The organism is Pseudoduganella sp. GW821-FHT11H04, from assembly GCF_058807935.1.
In genome coordinates this window covers 49,364-67,320 of record NZ_JBXARE010000009.1, presented here as the reverse complement: position 1 = coordinate 67,320, position 17,957 = coordinate 49,364, and the positions used below count along the sequence as shown (strand labels likewise).

Here is a 17,957-nt window from a genome sequence, read left to right as displayed (position 1 = left end):
GAGCAAATCCCTTTTGGAGGAAGCCATGCATAAGCTCGCCATTCTTCTGTTCTTGCCTCTGATTGCCACTGCTGGCGACAAAATCCCCGATCCCAAGCGAAACAGGACCGCCCATCCATTCACGGTCAGCACAGAACCTGCAGTACTCGAACGTGACGTCCCATTTGCGGCAACAGCCTCGTTCACAGCTCCACCCCGGCCGGGCAAATGCGCGATGCAAGCGCGCCTGTACGATTACGCCGATGACGAGCCGGACTACAACCTGGCACATGATGAGCACTTGCACTCCACGTCGCACAGCAACCTTCCGCTGCCGCCGGCCGGACGAAAACTGCAAGCCACGTTCACTGACTTAAAGGTTCCGCAGCAAGCCGAAGAGCGGCTCTACCTGGTCGTTCTCTCGTCCTGCAAAGGACTGTACAAACCCGGCAAACCGACCTTCCAGAGATTGGGCAGCGCCACCTTCCGCGCCAACTGCCTGAACCAATTGTGCGGCTACCGGCAGGAATAAAGGTGTGCCGTCGCCCTTTGGTCTAAACTGGCTTAGTGGAGGCAATATGACGACTAGCGACCGCGAGTACTTCGATGCCCGTTTTGCGCAGCTCGAAACCCTGATTCAGAAATCGGTGGCGGACGGCAAAGCCGAACTGCGCGCAACAATCGTAAGTACGGTCAAATGGTGCGCGAGTATCGCAGCTACAACTGTGTTGATTTTCACAACCGTCGTTGCCTTCCTGATGAATAATGCCGTTCCCCATGCGCCGCCGACTGTGGCGGCGCCAGTCCCGACCGTCGTCGTGGTGCATCAGCCTGCTGCGCGCGAGTAGCGGCCCACCATCACTGGCACCCAGCTCTCGCCCGAGTCGAACGAGCTCTCCAAGACAAGCTCGTAAGCATCCAGACCAGATTCGGTGCCAGGTCTGTCATTTGGACAGCTAGCGTTATCATTTGATGAAAATCAAAATGCGAATTCCATCTTTTTCGCGTATTGATATTCATCAAAGAAGTGGTTCACCTGTCCAAATGACAGACCTAGCACCGGTTTTGCGCAGCATTTGGGTAGCAAAGTGGTTATGCAACGGCCTGCAAAGCCGTGTACGACAATTCGATTCCGCCCCAACTCAAAAAACTCAACCGCCCGCCCGCGAGTAGCGACCCGTCATCACTGGCACCCAGCTGGCGCCCGAGTCGAACGAGCTCTCCAAGACAAGCTCGTAAGCATCCGGACCGTTTGGCGTATAGGTGTGGCGAGTCTGTCCGCGCGGCGACGAACGCACAAAGCGCAGCACCTCGCCATCCCACCGACCGGGCGCGGCTTCGGCCGGGATGAACCCCATGCTATCAAACCAATGCAGGCTCAAGGCGGAAGTCTGCTGGTCGAAAGCTATCACTGCATGAGCCTTGAACCATGGTTTGCCATCTCGCTTCGCGCTGCAGTCCTGGACCAGCAGGCGCCCGTCGAACTCGAGCCGCGCTGAAATCGACGCCCTCGCCTTGCCACCCTCGCCCCATTTGGATGGCGCGATATCGTCTTCACCCGTCCACTCGCCTGCAAAGAGTTCCAGCACATTCATGGAGATTCCTTCATCTGATGATCGACCAGCTCACGCCTGATGGTGCCCGGTTCGGCCAATTCACGGGCGCCAATTTCACGCAAATCGGTAGTTTCAATGCCAGCAAGCGCAGCGTCGTGCAAGGCATCGGCTTCCTGCTGCCGTCCGGTACCAGCCAGCACAGTGACCAACAAGCGCACGTCGGTTATAAAGTTGATTAGCTCGGACGCCAGGTGTGGCGCTGCGCGGCCCACGGGGAATAAGGGAAGTGACCTCGCCACTTCATTGAGCCTTGGTAGATCCTTTAACGGGTCTTCGAGAAATTGCTCGGCCAAGGCGTAGTCGCCTGCGGCCACAACGGCGGGCAATGCCAGAAATGCGTTCCGTCGAGCCATAACGGGCGCAATCGCTTGGAGCCGAGCAAACACCTCGTATGTCGCGAGCTCCTCGCAGAGTGATTGATTAAAATCGACGATCACTGCAAGCCGGGACTGGCAATATTGCATCTCCGGCGGCCCGAAATTGTGCTCGCCCGCCAGCAAGCGCGTGACTTGCGCATCCCGCGCGGCCAGCATGGCTACGCGCGCTGGTGGGTATTCCGGCACCAGCCGGGACCACTCGAACATGGTGATGAAGTGGCGCGATAAGTCTTCCTCATCAGCGAACGATTCAAGGATCATGCAGAGCGCATCCTCGTAGCGCCTTTCGGCACTTGCTGCAATCAATTGCGTTGCGAATTCACTAGCCATCTTGGTCCTTGAAATTTGCCTCAAGCATATCAAGGAAAGCGCGTGTCTTGGCTGGCATCAGACGGCGGCCAGGGAAGACCGCCCAACCTGTAACAGCCGGGAAGTGCCAGTCGGGCAGCACGCGCACCAACTGGCCGCGCGCGACGAGAGGTGCAGCGAATGGCGTGGTACAGGTAGCGATGCCCATGCCGGTCACGGCCATACGCGTCAGCAGCTCTGGTGAATTCGCCATCAAACGCACCGGCAGGTCGCGCTCCCATGTGGTTTTGCCGCGCGTGAGTGACCAGTGTACCAGGCCATTCGCCATGCGCCGCAAGCTAAGCAATTCGTGCTTGAAGAGGTCGTCCGGATGCTCAGGCAGGCCGTGCACGACGGTATAGGACGGGGCAGCATACAGTCCCCATGTGGACATCAGCACTTTGCGCGCCACCAGCGTCGCGTCGTCCGGCAACATCCCCATACGGATGGCGAGGTCGAAATTCTCGGCCACCAGGTCCACTTTGCGCGGCGATAAATCCAGCTCCAGGGTGATGGCCGGATATTTGGCCATGAAGTCCGGCAGGATCCGCGCCAGGTGGACGTTGGCGAAGTCAGCTGGCATCGATACCCGTAGCAGCCCGCTGGGCGCTTGTTGGCGATGCTGGGCCAGCGCGCCGGCCGCCTCGGTTTCCTCAGCTACCCGCCGGGCGTGCTCAAGAAGACTCGCGCCGAATTCAGTCAATACCAGCTTGCGGGTGGTACGGGTCAGCAGGCGCTCGCCCAGCCGGCTCTCGAGCTGGGTCAAACGGCGCGAAACCGTCGATTTGGGCAGTTGCAGCCTCTCCGAAACCTGGCTCAGGCTGCCGTATTCCACGATTCGGGCGAACAAAAGCAGGTCGCCAGGGTCGATTTCCGTCATGATTGTTCCATCAGTGGCACGATGTTATCCATTTTAACGTCTTCTGGATCAAATATGGAACCGCTATAGTTACTCCATCGACGCAGCGCACACAGCACTGCAAACCAAACAGCGAAAGGAAGCAAACCATGAACATCCTGCAAATCAACTCCAGCGCAAAAAGCTCCGGTTCCGAATCCACCCGCGTGGCTACCAACATCGTGAACAAACTGCTGGCTGCCACCCCAGGGGCCACCGTTGAAGTTCGCGACCTGGCCGCCAACCCGCACCCAGTGCTGGACGAATCGACGCTGCAGGCCCTGTTCACCCCAGCCGACAAGCGCACTGCCGAACAAGTGGCCCGCGTGGCCCTGGATGATGCCCTGATCGCCCAAGTGCAGGCTGCCGATGTGATCGTGCTCGGCGCGCCAATGTACAACTTCGGCATCACCGTGCAGCTGAAGTCCTGGTTCGACGCGATTGCCCGCGCCGGTGTCACCTTCAAGTACACCGAAAACGGTCCGCTCGGCCTGCTGCAAGGTAAAAAAGTTTATGTCGCCACCTCGCGCGGCGGCATGCACAAGGATGCGCCAACTGACACCCAGTTCCCGCACCTGAAGATGTTCCTGGCTTTCATCGGCCTGACCGACGTGGAATATGTGTTCATCGAAGGCCAGGGCTATGGTCCGGAAGTGGCCGCACAGCAGAAGGCCGCTGCCGATGCACGCGTTGAAGAACTGCTGGCTTAATTAAAGAGGAAAAAGACATGGACAACATCGCACAAACCCGCACAGTGGAACGGATTATCCGCGGCCAGGCCGTAATGGATGGCGCTGGCGTGAAGATCAATCGCGTGTTGACCCAGCCACTGCAGCGTCGCCTGGACCCGTTCCTGATGCTGGACAATTTCGGTTCGGAGCAAGCCAACGATTACATCGCAGGCTTCCCCGACCACCCACACCGCGGCTTTGAAACGGTCACTTATATGCTGACCGGCCGCATGCGGCACCGCGACAGCGCCGGCAATGAAGGTTTGCTGGCCAGCGGCGGAGTGCAGTGGATGACGGCCGGCCGCGGCGTGATCCACTCCGAAATGCCGGAACAGGCGGAAGGCTTGATGGAAGGCTTCCAGCTGTGGCTTAACCTGCCGGCCAAGGACAAGATGCGCAATCCTTGGTACAAGGACTTCGAAGCCGCCGAAATTCCGGTGGTGAAGACCGAAAACGGCGCCGCGGTGCGCGTCATCGCCGGCGAAAGCCAGGGTGTGGTGGGCGCAGTGCAACGCGAAGTGACGGAACCGCTGTACGTTGACGTGGAACTGCCTGCTGGCGAAAGCTTCAGCCAGGCGATTCGCGAAGGCCATAACGCCTTCATCTACGCCTATCGCGGCGAGGTGATCGTGGATGGCAAGGCGGTGCCGGCACAAAGCATGGCGATCCTGGCTAACAATGCAGGTGCAGACGGTGTGACCATCAAGGCTGGCCCTGACAGCCGCTTCATCCTGTTGTCGGGCAAGCCGCTGAATGAGCCGATCGTGCAGTACGGTCCATTCGTGATGAACTCGCAGGCCGAGATTTTCCAGGCCGTCGAGGACTTCCGCGCCGGTCGGCTGGGCGAGGAAGCACACGCTGCCTGAGCGGTGGCGGTACAATTGCCGCCATGAGCTCAATCGTCCTAGATTGGTTGAAGAAGCTGAGCCACGCGCTCGGCTTCGACACCGCCGATTCCTTCCCGCCCGGCCACCAGTACGCACGTACCCGGTGGGCGGGCGCGTATTTCGACATCCCTTCCGACACTAAGGCCGACGAGATCGAGCGCCGCATCTGCGACGCCATCGCCAATACGCCGCTGGTCTTTGCCCATATCGAGAATCCCACGCCGCGCATGCAGCGCGTGCTAATCGACGTGATCGGGCGCCGGTTGAGCGGCAATCACGAACGGGAAGCGGCGCAACTGGCCGCCCTGTTGATCCGCGCCTACGGCAGCCAGTACATCATGGAGGTCACGCCCGGCCTGCGCCGCGCCATCGAAACGACCGAAGGCTACGAGGCGCCCGCCCGCGTCCGGGCACTATTCGCATTCCTGACGGACGCCCACAACGACAACGTTATCGAGATGCGCAGCTAGGCGCGCACTTCGTTGGTTGGACGGGACGAAGCGGTCGCGTAGCTTCATGAACGGCGCTTCGACCGCAAAATACAACAGCCATCCAACGAAAATACTCGCCGCGATCATGATCGCGATCGACACCGGTTCGTTTGGCGCCCAATGTTCGGCGAGCAGGATGCAAAGCTGCTTATGCGTCAAGTAGATCGAATAGGACCAGATAGCGATGGCGCCCATGCCCGGAATGCGGTTCCGCTGCAGCAGCGACCCTTCGCTGAGGGCTGCCAGCAGCAATGCGGCAAACGCCACGCCCAATAGCGGGTAGCCGAAGACCGACATGCCCCAGCTGAAGTGATATTCCCGGAATAGGCAGAATGCGAGCGCGGTCAGGGCGGCGCCCGCAGCCAGCATCACATTCCCTTGGCTCGTCAGGCGCTGCCACAGCACCGGGTGGAAATTGCGCAGCATTGCCAGGGCGACGCCGGCCAGCAACTCATCGAAGCGCGTCAGCGTGGAGTAATAGATCAAGGTGTAATACGCCCGGCTGCCATGCTCGCCGAGGTCCATCGAAGGCGTCCACCAACTGTGGCGCAGCCACATGCCGGTCGCCACCGCCGACAACAGCGCCGTCCAACCCAGCGCGAGCGCAACGCCACGGCCCCGCTTTGCAATGGCAGCAATAGCGAGCGCGATTGGCGGCAACAGCAGGTAGAACTGCTCCTCCACACACAGCGACCAGGCGTGCGAGAACAAAGTGCCCGGCTTGAGGTTGAAATTCAGTGTGAAGGTCAGGTACTTCCACCAAGGCGCATGCTGAAGCCCGCCCGCCCAATACGGCCACCACGCATACAGCGCCAGCACAAACAGGAAGGCCGGCAATGTGCGCAACAAACGGCGCGCATAGAAATGCGGCAGCGACAAACCCGGTCCGCGCAAGGCAGCAAACACCTGGTTACCAATTAAATAACCGGAAAGCGCAAAGAACAGGTCCACACCCGCCCAGCCAATCTCACTGAACCAGCCAAAGGTCGGTTCAAAGCTGACAAAACCCAGGTAATGATTGGCAAACACCAGCATGATGGCCAGTGCGCGCAGGGTATCCAGGCCATTGTTGCGGGACGTACGATTCATGCGCGCATTCTACCTGAGCTAGAATATTGGCCACTTATAATCGCCACAAGGGAAAAGCATGACCGACGCCAGCAAACTGCATTTCAAATCTGTCAACTACACCGGCCAGGGCAAAGGCCGCCGCCTGATCATCACCGGCGCCGTGCACGGTAATGAGACCTGCGGCACCAAAGGTATACAGCGCGTGATGGAGCAACTGGACAAAGGCGAACTGCATATCCTGAACGGCAGCGTGACCTTCGTGCCGATCACCAATCCGCTGGCCTACCAGAAGAACCAGCGCTCCGGTGACCGAAACTTGAACCGCAACCTGTTCCCGAACGAGAACCCGCAAGACTTCGAAGACCACATTGCCAACTGGCTGTGCCCACTGCTCGGCCAACATGAGATCCTGCTCGACCTGCATTCCTTCAACGCCCAGAGCCAGCCTTTCGTCATGGTCGGCCCGCGCAACAACGACGGCACCCTGCAGCCCTTCAAGCACGAAGCTGAAGAACGCGCCATGGCCCGCATCCTCGGCGTGAAGCGTTTCGTCGACGGCTGGATGGCAACCTACGGCGCCGGCGTGAAGCGCCGCCTGCGTGATGACAGCCAAGTGGAGACCGTCCTGAAATACGGCGTCGGCACCACCGAATACATGCGCAGCACAGGCGGCATGGCGCTGACCCTGGAATGCGGCCAGCACGCCGCCCCGCACGCACCGGACGTCGCCTACCGCGCCATCATGAACGTGCTGGCCCATTTCGGCCTGATCGACGCGCCGAAGCCGCAGCCGATCGCACTGGAAGACATGGAATACCTGTCGATGGTCGAAGTGCACGACAAGCTCGATCCCGCCGATGCCTTCAGCCGCACCTGGTCCAGCTTCGACCAACTGACAGTTGGTGACGAAATCGGAAAACGCGCGGACGGCAGTGCGGTACTGGCTCCGTTTGACGCATATATGTTGTTCCCCGACGTCAATGCAAAGCCAAATGCCGAATGGTTTTACCTCGCCAAAGTGAGCGGCGCTTTCGTCTGATAGAAGTTAGTTCTAAAATCGCAGTAAGGGGTAAACAATATGAAAATATTCCCACTTACCGCGCTCGGCGCACTGCTGCTTGCGGCCCTGTCTTGTACGGCGGCCGCCAGCGATATTGTATTGCGCGTCACCGGTCAGGAAAGCCTGCCGCCCAAGTGGATCCAGAAAGAAGGCCAGCCTTCCACTGGCGTCTGCCCCGACATCCTTGCCGCCATTACCCGCGTTGAACCGCGCATCCGTTTCACTGGCCTGGAGGACATTCGCTCCGCATTGGTGATCGAACAGAACCTGCGCCTTGGACATGCGGACATTGCCTGCGCCCTGGTCTCAACTCCTTTGCGCCGTCACATCGCCATCGCGATTCCGCAGCCCTTGTACATATCGCGCCAGCGCCTGGCGGCGGCAGCCGACGATACCGCCCAAATCAATTCGCTGGACGACCTGGTCCGCATCAATGCGCTGGTGACGACTTCCCGCGGGGCAGCCTATATCGACCAGTTGCGTGCTCGCGGCATCACAGTCGACGACAGTACCGGCAGCAACGTAACCAACCTGAGGAAAATCCTGGCCGGTCACGGGCGCTACTTTTATATGAACGAATTGACCCTGCACTGGCTGGTCCGCGAACAAGGACTGCAGGGCAAAGTAAAGCTGATCCCGACGATCCTGCAAGAAGACTCCATGTTCCTGTGGGTGAGCAAAAAAGCGCCGCCGCAGGCAGCGCCGCTGCTTGTCGCCGCGGTCAAGAAACTTAGCGACAGCGGCGAACTGGCACGCATCTACGCACGCTGGACAGGTGAATCGGGCGTTGGCCCTCGCAGCGATTAGTGCGGGGACAGCATCTTCAGGCCGGCAATGCCAAGCACGATCATGGCGATGCACACCAGGCGCGCGGCATTGGCCGGCTCATTCATCATCATGATTCCCCAGATGACGGTACCCACGGTGCCGATGCCGGTCCATACGGCATAGGCGGTGCCGAGCGGCAGCGCACGCAGTGCCAATCCAAGCAGGACCACGCTGCCGGCCATCGCGGACAGGGTCACGGCGCTTGGCACCAGTTTAGTGAAACCTTCGGTGTATTTGAGTCCGACAGCCCAGACAACTTCCAGCAGGCCGGCGAGTAAAAGGACGATCCAATGCATGATGCTCTCCCGAGTCATGACGGGGTCGTCCCCGCCTGGCTCCCTGGTCTTAGGCGAGGTCGTCCCCGCGGGAGAAGGCCGACAGTATATCATTGGGGCTCCAAATTTTCAGGGAGCCTCCCAATGCTGCTGTTCGCGCAGATCGCCGTTGCCATCGTCTTGCTGATCCACGTCTATATCGTGCTGCTGGAAACCGTCTTTTTCGATACGCGCGGCCGCCGCGTGTTCGGGCTGTCGGCTGAAAAAGCAGCCATCGTCAAGCCGGCGATGTCGAACCAGGGCTGCTATAACGGCTTCCTGGTGGCTGCGCTGTCCGTGGGCCTGCTGCATGGCGATCCGGCCGTGCGTTCCGCTTTTGTCTGCTATGGGCTGCTGTGCGTGGCCGTTGCCGGCATCTGGGGCGGGCTCACTGTTAGCAAACGCATCATCTTTGTCCAGACCGTGCCGGCCGTGGCGGCACTGGCGCTCTACCATTTCGCTTAAAATCAGCTCTTGAATTCCATCGTCATGCACCGATATTCGAATCGGAGATTTCCGATATACTTATCGCGAAACACCGAAATATGACCATTTCTATTGACATTGATGCAATCCACAAGGCCCTGGCCAACCCGGTCCGGCGCCAGATCCTGTCCTGGCTCAAGGAGCCGGATGCTTGGTTCAGCGAGCAACTTGCCCCGCTGTCGCTGGGCGTCTGCGCGGGCATGATCGACAAGCAGACCGGCCTGTCGCAATCGACCGTGTCGGGCCACCTTGCCACCCTGCAGAAAGCCGGGCTGGTGACGGTGCAGCGGGTCGGCCAGTGGAATTTCTTCAAGCGCAATGAGGAGGTCATCCTGCAATTTATTGAGCATGAGAGGAATACCCTATGAGCAACCTGTTCACCCCCATCACCATCGGCGCCCTGTCCCTGAAAAACCGCGTCATCATGGCGCCCCTGACCCGTTCGCGCGCCGTTGGCGGCAAGCGCGTGCCGAATGCCCTGATGGCCGAGTACTATGCACAGCGCTCCACCGCCGGCCTGATCATCAGCGAAGCGACGTCGGTGACCCCGCAGGGCGTTGGTTACGAAAACACCCCGGGCATCTGGTCCGATGAACAAGTCGAAGGCTGGAAGCTCATTACCGAGGCCGTGCATGCCAAGGGTGGCAAGATCGTGCTGCAGCTGTGGCACGTCGGCCGCATCTCCGATCCGAGCCTGCTCGATGGCCAGGCGCCGGTAGCGCCGAGCGCGATCGCCGCCAACGGTAATGTGAGCTTGCTGCGTCCTGCCCGTCCTTACTCCGTACCACGTGCGCTGGATCTTGCTGAAATCGCTGGCGTGGTGGAGGCTTACCGCAAAGGCGCTGAGAATGCGAAGAAAGCTGGCTTCGATGGCGTGGAAATCCACGGCGCCAACGGCTACCTGTTGGACCAGTTCCTGCAGGATTCGACCAATCAGCGTAACGACCAGTATGGCGGCAGCATTGAAAACCGTGCGCGCCTGATGCTGGAAGTGACCGACGCCGTGATCAGCGTGTGGGGTGCGGACCGCGTCGGCATGCACCTGGCGCCGCGCCAGGATGCGCACGATATGGGTGATTCTTCGCCATCCGAGACTTTCGGCTATGTGGCGCGTGAGCTGGGCAAGCGCGGGATTGCGTTCATCGCGGCGCGGGAAGCGGTTGGGGATGATTCCCTGGGGCCGTTGCTGAAGCGTGAGTTTGGTGGCGTGTATATCGCCAATGAGAAGTTTGACGTGGCGGGTGCGCAGGCTGCGCTGGCGGAAGGCCGGGCTGATGCGATTGCTTGGGGTAAGGATTTTATTGCGAATCCGGATTTGCCTTATCGCTTGCAGACTGGGGCCGCTTTGAATGCGCAGCGCCCTGAACTGTTCTATGGGCCGTCGGCTGAGGGTTATACCGACTATCCGGCGCTGGCCTAAAACCGGTACCCCGGAGTCTGACCCGCAGGGTCCGACACCCTCGGCCCGCGGCCGCCGCGTATAAGTGTCAGACCCTGCGGGTCTGACACTGGTTTACCGGTTTAACGCTGCACCGAATAGTTCACCGGATAAAACTCATACCCCTTCCCCGCCACCCGCAAATGCCCGATCCCCGGGAACGGCAAGTGTGCCGCCCCCATCCAATACCCCTGCTTCGCCGCCTCAGCAAACGCCGCCTTGCGCTGCGCCAGCGCCGCCTTCGAATCACTGTCGAACTGAATCGTCACACTCGGATCCGGGAACTGCACAGCCGCGCTATGCATCAGATCCCCAATCAGCACCAGCTTCTGCCCCTTGCTCTCCACCACATACGTGGTATGCCCCGGCGTATGACCATAGCTTGAAGTCGCATGCACACCAGGCACCAGCTCAGTATTACCCTCAAACGGCTTCACCTTATCGCCATAACCCGACACGGCGCTGATCGGTCCCTGGAAATTACCCTTCGCATCCGCGCCTGCTTTTTCCAGGTTAGCCTTGCTCAGGAAGTAGTCCGCATCGTGCTTATCCATGCGCACCACGGCGTTCGGGAAAGCCGGCTTATCCTGCGTGCCCAAGCCGCCGACGTGATCGCCGTGCAAGTGGGTGATATAAATCTCATCCACTTGCTCCGGCTTGTAGCCCGCTGCGTTCAGGCTCTTCAGGATATTGCCCAGGGTTGGGCCGAACAGGCTGCCGGCGCCGGTATCGATCAGCACCAGCTTCGAACCGGTATTGATCAGGAAAGCGTTAACCGACGTTTCCACCGGAGTCTTCAGGAAATTCTCCGCCAGCGCCTTATTGGTCTTCTCAGGCTTCTGGTGCAGCAGTTTTTCCATCGGCAGGTCAATGGTGCCGTCATTCAGTACGGTCACTTCAAAGTCGCCCAAGGCCATGCGGTAGAAACCTGGCGCCTGAGTCTTTGCCATTGGCGCGGCAGCGTGTGCAGCGCCGGCAAAAGCAGCAATTGCGAAAGGTACGGCGAGCTTGTTCAGGATCATGGGATCTCTTTCATTTAGTTGCCAAAACACTAGATTAGCGTAAACGGCAACTACATGCTCGTCGGAATCCTTACCGTAATTGAGACGTCAGGCGTGTCGCGTGTCAGCCCCGCGCCAACCGAAACATTGACGGTGCGCTTGGCACTCAGGCGGTATGACATGCCAACCAGCAAAGTGCCCAGCTGCGTCCGCACCGAACCTGGCGCAGGTACACCGTTCTGCTTGGTACGGGCGATAGAGCTATGGTCGTAGCCGAAGCTGATTGAAGCCTTTTCATTCAGTGCCAGGCCGACGCCGAAATTGAAGCCAATCACATCGCCCGGCTTGACGGTGCCGAGCGGTTCCCACTCGCCTTCGAGCACCCGCCGGCGTAAGTTATGGCGCTGGAAGTTGTGCAGGTAGCTGACACTGCCGAACAGCACGGCCGGGTCGCTTGGGTAGAGCCAGGTCAGGCTCGGCTGCAGTCCGTAAAACCCTGAACCGGTCGGAAGATCCATCGGCAAACCGGTGCCGGTCACATTCTCGCCGACGCAGCGCCGCACGCAATCGGTCACCACTTCGAAAGGATCGCGCCCGGTACGGGTCTTCAAACGCAGGCCGGCAACGTAAAACGGCTTATCGAAGCCACCGTCGTTGAGCTGGTGGCGCAGGGTCAGCTCAACGTCGCCAACCCCTCGTCCACTGACATCGAAGACTTTTTCCACCGCCGTGCCGGTGAAGAGTTCCCGGCTGACTGTGGAATCGGAACGATAGATGTAGGGCAGACGCAGTTCCAGTTCGGTGCGGTTGCTCAGGCCGTAGCGCCCGCTCAAAGTGGCGGTGCTGGTGTTGCGCTTCACTTCGCGGACGTCGATCAAGCCGATCAACAAGGCGGGGATGATGGTGTAGCCCACCAGCGCCACGCGGTTGCTGGAGGAGTAACCAAACTGGAACGATGGCTCCAGCACCAGCTTGCCGCGCGCGGTCAGCACGCCGGGCGATTCGAATATCGGTGCGACTTCCGGCGGCTTGGTATCGCGCTTGGGCGGCTGGCCGACGGCAAGCGCCGGCTGCTGTGCGCCGCCAGTGGGCGCCGGTGCCGGCAGCTGCGGCTGCGGCTGGCTTTGCCCCGAACCGCCCCCTGCCCCAGCCCCCGCAGCGCCGGTGCCGCGCGCGGCGGCGAGGCGCTCATCGTTCACTTGCTGGCGTAGTTGATCGAGCAGTGTACGCTGCTCGGCCAATGCCTGCTTCAACTCGGCCAGTTCGGCCGCCAGTTCGGCGTTGCTGCGCTGCTCGGGCGGCAGTTGCGCCAAAGCCGCCTGGCTCGCCAGGATCAGCATGCCGGCCGCGCCGGCACATATTTTTCGCTGCATCATCCACTCCCAGGGCGCTAACGTGGCACCACAGCACTGGACAAAGCCTGGCGCAGATTGCCCTCCAGGTTCAGTCCCTTCAGCGTTGACAGCGTATTGACCGTGAGATCAATCGTCGTCAGGCTGCGGATCAACTGCCCGTTCGCATTGTTTTGTACCAGCAGCGGCGCTAGTTCGGCACGGGCCTGCGGCGAATCCGCCAGCCGCCCGATGTCGGCCAACTCGACCCGATTGCGCGCCACCACCACGCCATTCACCTCCACCATCCGCTCGACGCCTAGCGCCACCAGCAAGCCATTGCCGGTCTCGAAACCACCGCGCGCCTGTTCCAACTGCGCATCCGGCGCCGGCGTCCAACCGTCTGGCGGGCCCTGCGCCATGGCCGGCAAGGCCAGCATCAGCAGCAAGCTGCCAAGTCCCCGATTCATCTTGCCCTCCCTCAAAAGTCGCCCGCGCCCAGCTTGGGCACGGTCACTTCACGCAAGCTGTCGCGCACGATGCCGTCGGCAAGCAGCGCTTGCGGCGCGACGCGCCAGTCGGCCGTCTCGTTGAAGTGCGGCTTGCCTGGGCGGCCATGGATGACGAACAGCAAACGGTTCTGCCAAATCTCCTCGAAAGCCTGCTGTGACAAAGCGCGTGTGCCGCCTGCCGGATCACCCAGCAGCACGCGGCCGCCCGCGACTCCTTTGACCACAACGAAGTGGCGATAGCCATTGGTGGCCACCAGCACAATGGCGGGCAAACCTGCCTGCGCCAGCTTGTCGAGCGACTGCTCGAAACCATCCGCCGTGAAGCCGCGTGCAGCCAGGAAACGCTTCATATCGAGCAGTGAAAATCCTTCACGCCTGATGCGCGGCTGGTCGCCGTGCAAAAACATTTCGCGGAAGATGTCCTGTTCCGCGACCGGAAAATCGTAGTGGTAGCTCAGCAAAGTCGCCAACGCGGCAGAACCGCAGCTGAAGTCGTACTGCTGGCGTACCGTGGTTCGGAATCGTGCCTCCTTCAAGCTCGTCACCGGCAAAACAAAGCTGGCGCCGCCGGCTGTGAAGTCGGCGGCCTGCGCGGCAAATGCCGGCAGAAGTGCCAGAACGCTGAAGATGCGCTTCATTTAATCTGCACGTTGACGATGGTTGCATTCTGGATCAGCACATTGGCGCCGGAATTCTGGATCACCATCGGCAATCCCGACGCGTTGCTGAACGCACTGTCAGTCACGATATTCGAGCCCGTCACCACGTTCACCGCGGCATTGTTGGCGACCGTGCCGGACAACTTCATATCGCTCCACGGCGTATCGCTACCGCCGCGCATCTGCTCCAGCCGCGCATCCTGCGCCGGGCCATCGCCGGCCTGCGCCAGGGGCGAAGGCGCAGCCTGCGTTGCCACAGGCGGCGCAGGCTCAGGGAGCGATGCCGCAGCCTGAGCCTGCGCTGGCTGCGGCGCCGCCAGCAGCGGGCCAAGCGGCAGCGCGCCAACCCAAGGCGCCGCCGCCACCAGGCCCGGCGCCAAGGCGCCGCACAGGGCCAGGACTTGCACTGGCCTGCCTAAGCTTCGCATGATGCCCCGTGGCTCACTTGCCCACGGCCAGGTTAGCTTGCACATTCACGCTCTGCTGCACCAGCGAGGACATGCCGCTGTTCTGGCTGACCACCATGATGCCCGCCGCCGACTGCCCGACATTGTTCATGGTGTTCGACATGTCGAAGGTGCCCGCGCTGACGTTGTTCGTGCCGCCAGCTCCGCCGGTGCCGCCCGTGCCAGCCCCGCCGGTTGCCGCGCCTGCGGTATTGGTGCCGCCGTCGCCGCCTGCACCGCCGGTATTGCCGCCACCGCCGTTGCCGCCAGCGCCGCCGTTACCTGCCTGCGCATTGCCATTGGTCGCAGCACCGCCAGTGCCAGCCGCGCCTGAACCAGCGCCGCCCGTTGCAGCGCCCCCCGTGCCGCCACCGGCGCCGCCGCTGGAGCCCGCAGTATTGCTGGCCATGCCGCTTGCCGCGCCGCTGCCGCCATTGCCGCCCGCAGCGCCTGCCCCGCCGCTGCTGGTGCCGTTGCCGCCTGCTGCACCGCCGCCGCCTGAGCCGCCAGTACCGGATGCCCCCGCGCCGCCGTTAGCTGCTACAGCACCGCTGCCGCCGCCTGCGCCCGAAGCATTGGCGCCGCCCGCAGCGCCATTGCCTGCGGTATTGGCCGCCGCCGCGCCAGCCCCGCCCGCAGCGCCCGCACCGCCGCCGCCACCTGTGCCGCCTGCCCCGCCTGCGCCGCTGGTGCCGGTGCCGGAAGTGGAAGCATTGCCGGAGCTCGAAGGATTGCCGCCAGTGGACGAGGTAGAGCCGCCCGCGCTGTTCTGGTCACCCATGGTGCTGGTGATCGGAGGCGTGCCGCCCATGCCATTGTTGGCTGTATTGCTGGAGTCTGCGTTGCCGCTGGATGCACCGCCGCCAGACGCCCCCTGGGTCGAAGTCGCCCCTCCGGTCGCGATACTGCCGGTTGCGCCGCCAAGACCACCCATGCCTGCAGCACCGCCTGCGCCGCCGGTGCCGCCCGCGCCGCCGCTTGCTGCACCGGTCATGCCGCCGTCACCTCCACGCGCTCCGGTCGCTGCGCCGGTTGCTCCGCCTGCGCCGCTACCCGCAGTACCGACCAGGCCGCCTGCTCCGCCTGCCGCTGCCCCGCCCGCGCCACCTGCACCGCCGGCACCTGCGACGATCGCACCGCCAGCGCCACCGGCGCCGCCAGCGCCGCCAGCTGCGCCATCGCCGCCACGGCCACTGGTTGCCCCCACTGCCGCGCCGCCGGCGCCGCTGGTGCCGCCAGTACCTGCGCCTGCGGTCGCGTTACCACCGCTGCCGCCGCCGCCATTGCCATTGCCGCCCGTGGCGCTGCCATTCACGGCAATGCCGCCCGCTGCGCCCGCGGCCCCCGCGCCGCCGTTCGCCATGCCGCCGGCACCGCCGCTACCGCTGGCATTGCCGCCGGTAGCGCCGCCGGCATTGCCATTGCCCGCCGCGCCGCCATTGGCATTGCCCGCATTGGTGGCCACATTGCCGATGTTGTTGATGACGTTATTGGTCACCGTGCCAGTCAGGTTGCTGACCGCCGTCGCCGTCGAAGTATTGAACGCATTCGTCATCGACGATGTCGATGTCGCGCCGTTATTGGCCGCCGCAGCGCCAATGGCCGCCGCATCGGCGGCGCCGCTGCTGTTATTGTTGGCATTGGCCTGGCTGCTGTCTTGCGTCGAAGTCGATCCGTCGTTGGACTGTGCGCCCGGTCCGGTCTGGGTTACGTTGGGCGGCGTTGTCGTTTGCGCGAATGCACTCCCCATCGCCAAGGCGATGGCTGCTGCAATCAAAGTTCTCTTCATCTCGTCCTCGCTGTGTCGTGTTTTGAATTGCCCGCAATGCTGGGGCCAGAAGCCATACCGCAAGCTTGATGCCAGCTTCACTAAACCCTTGATATCGCTGGCTTTTGATGTGGCATCGCAGCACGCGAGGCTTGCGGAAGAGGACAAACTGTCACTTCGTTGTGACACGCCACGCGCGCTGCACGGCGCGCCATAGGGAAGTTTGGGATGAAGTGAGTGTCACAAGTTTGTGACGCGACGATTCGCGGGCTCAGTCGTTGCCGCGACGCGATGGGCGTTGGATGCCGTGCTTTGCCATCAGGCGGTAAAGGGTCATGCGGGATACGCCAAGTTCGCGCGCCACTGCTGTAATGCTGTGTCCGGCGTCAATGCGGCCTTGCAACGCCAACCGTTCTGCGCCGGCGCGCGCAGTATCAAGGTCTTCGGCACCAAACCGGCTGTCGAGTCCATCAAGCTCAAGGTCATGCGGCTGGATCAGCGCGCCATCCGCCATGACTGCTGCGCGCCGCACCCGATTCAGCAACTCGCGTACATTGCCCGGCCAGTCATGCGCACGCAAGGCCCGTAGCGCACTGCTGCTGAAACCACGCACCCGCCGTGCACGCTCGGTGGCATAGCTGTGGAAGACATCTTCCGCCAAGGCCACCACATCCTCGCGCCGCTCGCGCAGGGCCGGCACTTGCAGCGTCAACACATTAAGCCGGTAGAATAAGTCTTCCCGGAAATGCCCACGCTCCACCGCTTCGCCCAGCTTCACATGCGAAGCAGCAATCACGCGCGCATCGACCGGCACGCTGCGCGTACCGCCGACACGGTAGATTGTTTTCTCCTGCAGGAAACGCAGCAGGTTCGCTTGCAGTTCCAGCGGCAGGTCACCGATCTCATCGAGGAAGATGGAACCTCCGCTGGCCGACTCCACCAGCCCTACCTTGCCGGCGCCGGCGCCAGTAAAGGCGCCCTTCTCATACCCAAACAATTCCGATTGCACCAGGGAGGCTGGAATCGCGCCGCAATTGATGGGCACGAAGGGACCGTCGCTACGGCCCGAATGTTCATGTATCGCGCGCGCCACAAGTTCCTTGCCGGTACCGCTTTCACCCCAGATCAGCACAGGCGCGTCGGCCCCCGCCACTTTCAGTATCTGCTGGCGCAGCAAGGTAATGGCTGGGCTATGGCCGGTGAGCCGCATCGTCTGGCACACCTCGGCCGCATGCGCGCTGCCCGACAACGCAGCCAGGCCCAGCGCATGGCCGAGCGTATGGCCGAGCCGTCCGGCATCCAGCGGCCAGGTATGGAAATCGACGCAATGGTCGTGTACGAGTTGGCGGAACGGCGCCTGTTCCAGCGCCTGCGGGCGGAACACGGCGACCCAGCGCGGACGACTGTGGCGGCGCAGGAAGTGATCAAGTTCATTGATCGGACCGTCCCAACCGTCCAGCACGAGCAGACCGACCGGGTAATGCTGTTCACGCAGGGCCGCAACCGCCTCGGCCAAGCCAGCCACAAGGCAGACATCAACGTTCTGGACGGCGCCAAGCAAATCCGCCGGCAGCCCTGCTGTTGTAGCAGTGACGCACAAGACTTGTCTTGTCATAATTTCACCTTGCTGCCCCACTGAGCGGCGCGATAGAATACCGCCGCACAATTTTTCAGCACCAAAAGTAAGTAACAATTAATGCTGACAATAAAACAATG

Annotated in this window: 22 protein-coding genes and 1 tRNA gene; 11 read left to right on the top strand and 12 right to left on the bottom strand. The window is 61.8% G+C overall.

Annotation, left to right across the window (positions count from 1 at the left end; translation table 11 throughout):
- Positions 1–25 precede the first annotated feature (25 nt).
- The 3 genes from AC1RTP_RS19535 (at position 26) to AC1RTP_RS19525 (ending at position 1,123) form a co-directional block, all read left to right on the top strand.
- Positions 26–511, top strand: coding sequence for a hypothetical protein (locus AC1RTP_RS19535; protein ID WP_498609663.1), 486 nt, complete (start codon positions 26–28; stop codon positions 509–511).
- A 46-nt stretch (positions 512–557) separates the two neighbouring features.
- Entirely contained in the window at positions 558–827 is a 270-nt protein-coding gene (locus AC1RTP_RS19530; RefSeq protein ID WP_498609661.1) for a hypothetical protein, read from the top strand.
- Between the two features lie 226 nt (positions 828–1,053).
- A tRNA-Cys gene (locus AC1RTP_RS19525) sits at positions 1,054–1,123 on the top strand.
- Between the two features lie 7 nt (positions 1,124–1,130).
- Here the strand turns inward: AC1RTP_RS19525 and AC1RTP_RS19520 are convergent.
- The 3 genes from AC1RTP_RS19520 to AC1RTP_RS19510 are packed head-to-tail and all read right to left on the bottom strand — an operon-like array spanning position 1,131 to position 3,200.
- Positions 1,131–1,574: a DUF1579 family protein gene (locus AC1RTP_RS19520; protein ID WP_498609659.1), complete on the bottom strand. Its 444-nt coding sequence runs from the start codon at positions 1,572–1,574 to the stop codon at positions 1,131–1,133.
- Positions 1,571–2,302 (bottom strand): hypothetical protein, encoded by a 732-nt coding sequence (locus AC1RTP_RS19515; protein ID WP_498609657.1) that lies wholly within the window; start codon positions 2,300–2,302, stop codon positions 1,571–1,573. The genes AC1RTP_RS19520 and AC1RTP_RS19515 overlap by 4 nt, the downstream gene beginning before the upstream one ends.
- The gene (locus tag AC1RTP_RS19510; RefSeq protein WP_498609655.1) at positions 2,295–3,200 is read right to left on the bottom strand and encodes a LysR family transcriptional regulator; all 906 of its coding nucleotides are present in this window, start codon (positions 3,198–3,200) and stop codon (positions 2,295–2,297) included. The genes AC1RTP_RS19515 and AC1RTP_RS19510 overlap by 8 nt, the downstream gene beginning before the upstream one ends.
- A 128-nt stretch (positions 3,201–3,328) precedes the next feature.
- Between AC1RTP_RS19510 and AC1RTP_RS19505 the strand changes: the two genes are divergently transcribed.
- The 3 genes from AC1RTP_RS19505 to AC1RTP_RS19495 are packed head-to-tail and all read left to right on the top strand — an operon-like array spanning position 3,329 to position 5,306.
- Positions 3,329–3,928: an FMN-dependent NADH-azoreductase gene (locus AC1RTP_RS19505; RefSeq protein ID WP_498609654.1), complete on the top strand. Its 600-nt coding sequence runs from the start codon at positions 3,329–3,331 to the stop codon at positions 3,926–3,928.
- Between the two features lie 17 nt (positions 3,929–3,945).
- Entirely contained in the window at positions 3,946–4,815 is an 870-nt protein-coding gene (locus tag AC1RTP_RS19500) for a pirin family protein (protein ID WP_498609652.1), read from the top strand.
- 23 nt (positions 4,816–4,838) lie between these two features.
- Positions 4,839–5,306: a hypothetical protein gene (locus tag AC1RTP_RS19495; protein ID WP_498609650.1), complete on the top strand. Its 468-nt coding sequence runs from the start codon at positions 4,839–4,841 to the stop codon at positions 5,304–5,306.
- Here the strand turns inward: AC1RTP_RS19495 and AC1RTP_RS19490 are convergent.
- Positions 5,250–6,416 carry an acyltransferase family protein gene (locus AC1RTP_RS19490; RefSeq protein ID WP_498609648.1) on the bottom strand — a complete coding sequence of 389 codons (1,167 nt, stop codon included), beginning with the start codon at positions 6,414–6,416 and terminating at the stop codon, positions 5,250–5,252. The genes AC1RTP_RS19495 and AC1RTP_RS19490 overlap by 57 nt on opposite strands.
- A 58-nt stretch (positions 6,417–6,474) precedes the next feature.
- On the opposite strand from AC1RTP_RS19490, the gene AC1RTP_RS19485 reads away from it, so the two are divergent.
- Positions 6,475–7,437, top strand: coding sequence for a M14 family metallopeptidase (locus AC1RTP_RS19485; protein WP_498609647.1), 963 nt, complete (start codon positions 6,475–6,477; stop codon positions 7,435–7,437).
- Positions 7,438–7,476: 39 nt separating this feature from the next.
- Positions 7,477–8,265, top strand: a complete 789-nt coding sequence (locus AC1RTP_RS19480) for a substrate-binding periplasmic protein (protein WP_498609645.1) — start codon at positions 7,477–7,479, stop codon at positions 8,263–8,265.
- On the opposite strand, the gene sugE is transcribed toward AC1RTP_RS19480, so the two are convergent.
- The gene (gene sugE, locus AC1RTP_RS19475) at positions 8,262–8,582 is read right to left on the bottom strand and encodes a quaternary ammonium compound efflux SMR transporter SugE (protein ID WP_498609643.1); all 321 of its coding nucleotides are present in this window, start codon (positions 8,580–8,582) and stop codon (positions 8,262–8,264) included. The two genes, AC1RTP_RS19480 and sugE, sit on opposite strands and share 4 nt — an antisense overlap.
- Positions 8,583–8,705: 123 nt before the next feature.
- Between sugE and AC1RTP_RS19470 the strand changes: the two genes are divergently transcribed.
- The 3 genes from AC1RTP_RS19470 (at position 8,706) to AC1RTP_RS19460 (ending at position 10,506) form a co-directional block, all read left to right on the top strand.
- Positions 8,706–9,065 carry a DUF1304 domain-containing protein gene (locus AC1RTP_RS19470; protein WP_498609641.1) on the top strand — a complete coding sequence of 120 codons (360 nt, stop codon included), beginning with the start codon at positions 8,706–8,708 and terminating at the stop codon, positions 9,063–9,065.
- Between the two features lie 80 nt (positions 9,066–9,145).
- Positions 9,146–9,454: an ArsR/SmtB family transcription factor gene (locus AC1RTP_RS19465; protein WP_498609639.1), complete on the top strand. Its 309-nt coding sequence runs from the start codon at positions 9,146–9,148 to the stop codon at positions 9,452–9,454.
- Positions 9,451–10,506, top strand: coding sequence for an alkene reductase (locus tag AC1RTP_RS19460; protein ID WP_498609637.1), 1,056 nt, complete (start codon positions 9,451–9,453; stop codon positions 10,504–10,506). Before AC1RTP_RS19465 ends, AC1RTP_RS19460 begins: the two co-directional genes overlap by 4 nt.
- A gap of 101 nt (positions 10,507–10,607) precedes the next feature.
- Here the strand turns inward: AC1RTP_RS19460 and AC1RTP_RS19455 are convergent, their stop codons facing one another.
- From AC1RTP_RS19455 to AC1RTP_RS19425, 7 genes are all read right to left on the bottom strand, one after another.
- A complete protein-coding gene (locus tag AC1RTP_RS19455; RefSeq protein WP_498609635.1) occupies positions 10,608–11,546 on the bottom strand; it encodes an MBL fold metallo-hydrolase in 939 nt (312 codons plus the stop codon).
- A 50-nt stretch (positions 11,547–11,596) separates the two neighbouring features.
- On the bottom strand, positions 11,597–12,901 hold the full coding sequence (locus AC1RTP_RS19450; protein WP_498609633.1) for an acetate kinase: 1,305 nt from the start codon (positions 12,899–12,901) through the stop codon (positions 11,597–11,599).
- A 14-nt stretch (positions 12,902–12,915) separates the two neighbouring features.
- Positions 12,916–13,326, bottom strand: coding sequence for a hypothetical protein (locus AC1RTP_RS19445; RefSeq protein WP_498609631.1), 411 nt, complete (start codon positions 13,324–13,326; stop codon positions 12,916–12,918).
- Between the two features lie 11 nt (positions 13,327–13,337).
- On the bottom strand, positions 13,338–14,006 hold the full coding sequence (locus AC1RTP_RS19440) for a C39 family peptidase (RefSeq protein WP_498609630.1): 669 nt from the start codon (positions 14,004–14,006) through the stop codon (positions 13,338–13,340).
- The gene (locus tag AC1RTP_RS19435; protein ID WP_498609629.1) at positions 14,003–14,434 is read right to left on the bottom strand and encodes a hypothetical protein; all 432 of its coding nucleotides are present in this window, start codon (positions 14,432–14,434) and stop codon (positions 14,003–14,005) included. Before AC1RTP_RS19435 ends, AC1RTP_RS19440 begins: the two co-directional genes overlap by 4 nt.
- 34 nt (positions 14,435–14,468) lie before the next feature.
- Positions 14,469–16,262, bottom strand: coding sequence for a hypothetical protein (locus tag AC1RTP_RS19430; protein ID WP_498609627.1), 1,794 nt, complete (start codon positions 16,260–16,262; stop codon positions 14,469–14,471).
- Between the two features lie 250 nt (positions 16,263–16,512).
- Entirely contained in the window at positions 16,513–17,856 is a 1,344-nt protein-coding gene (locus AC1RTP_RS19425; RefSeq protein WP_498609625.1) for a sigma-54 dependent transcriptional regulator, read from the bottom strand.
- Positions 17,857–17,957 lie beyond the last annotated feature (101 nt).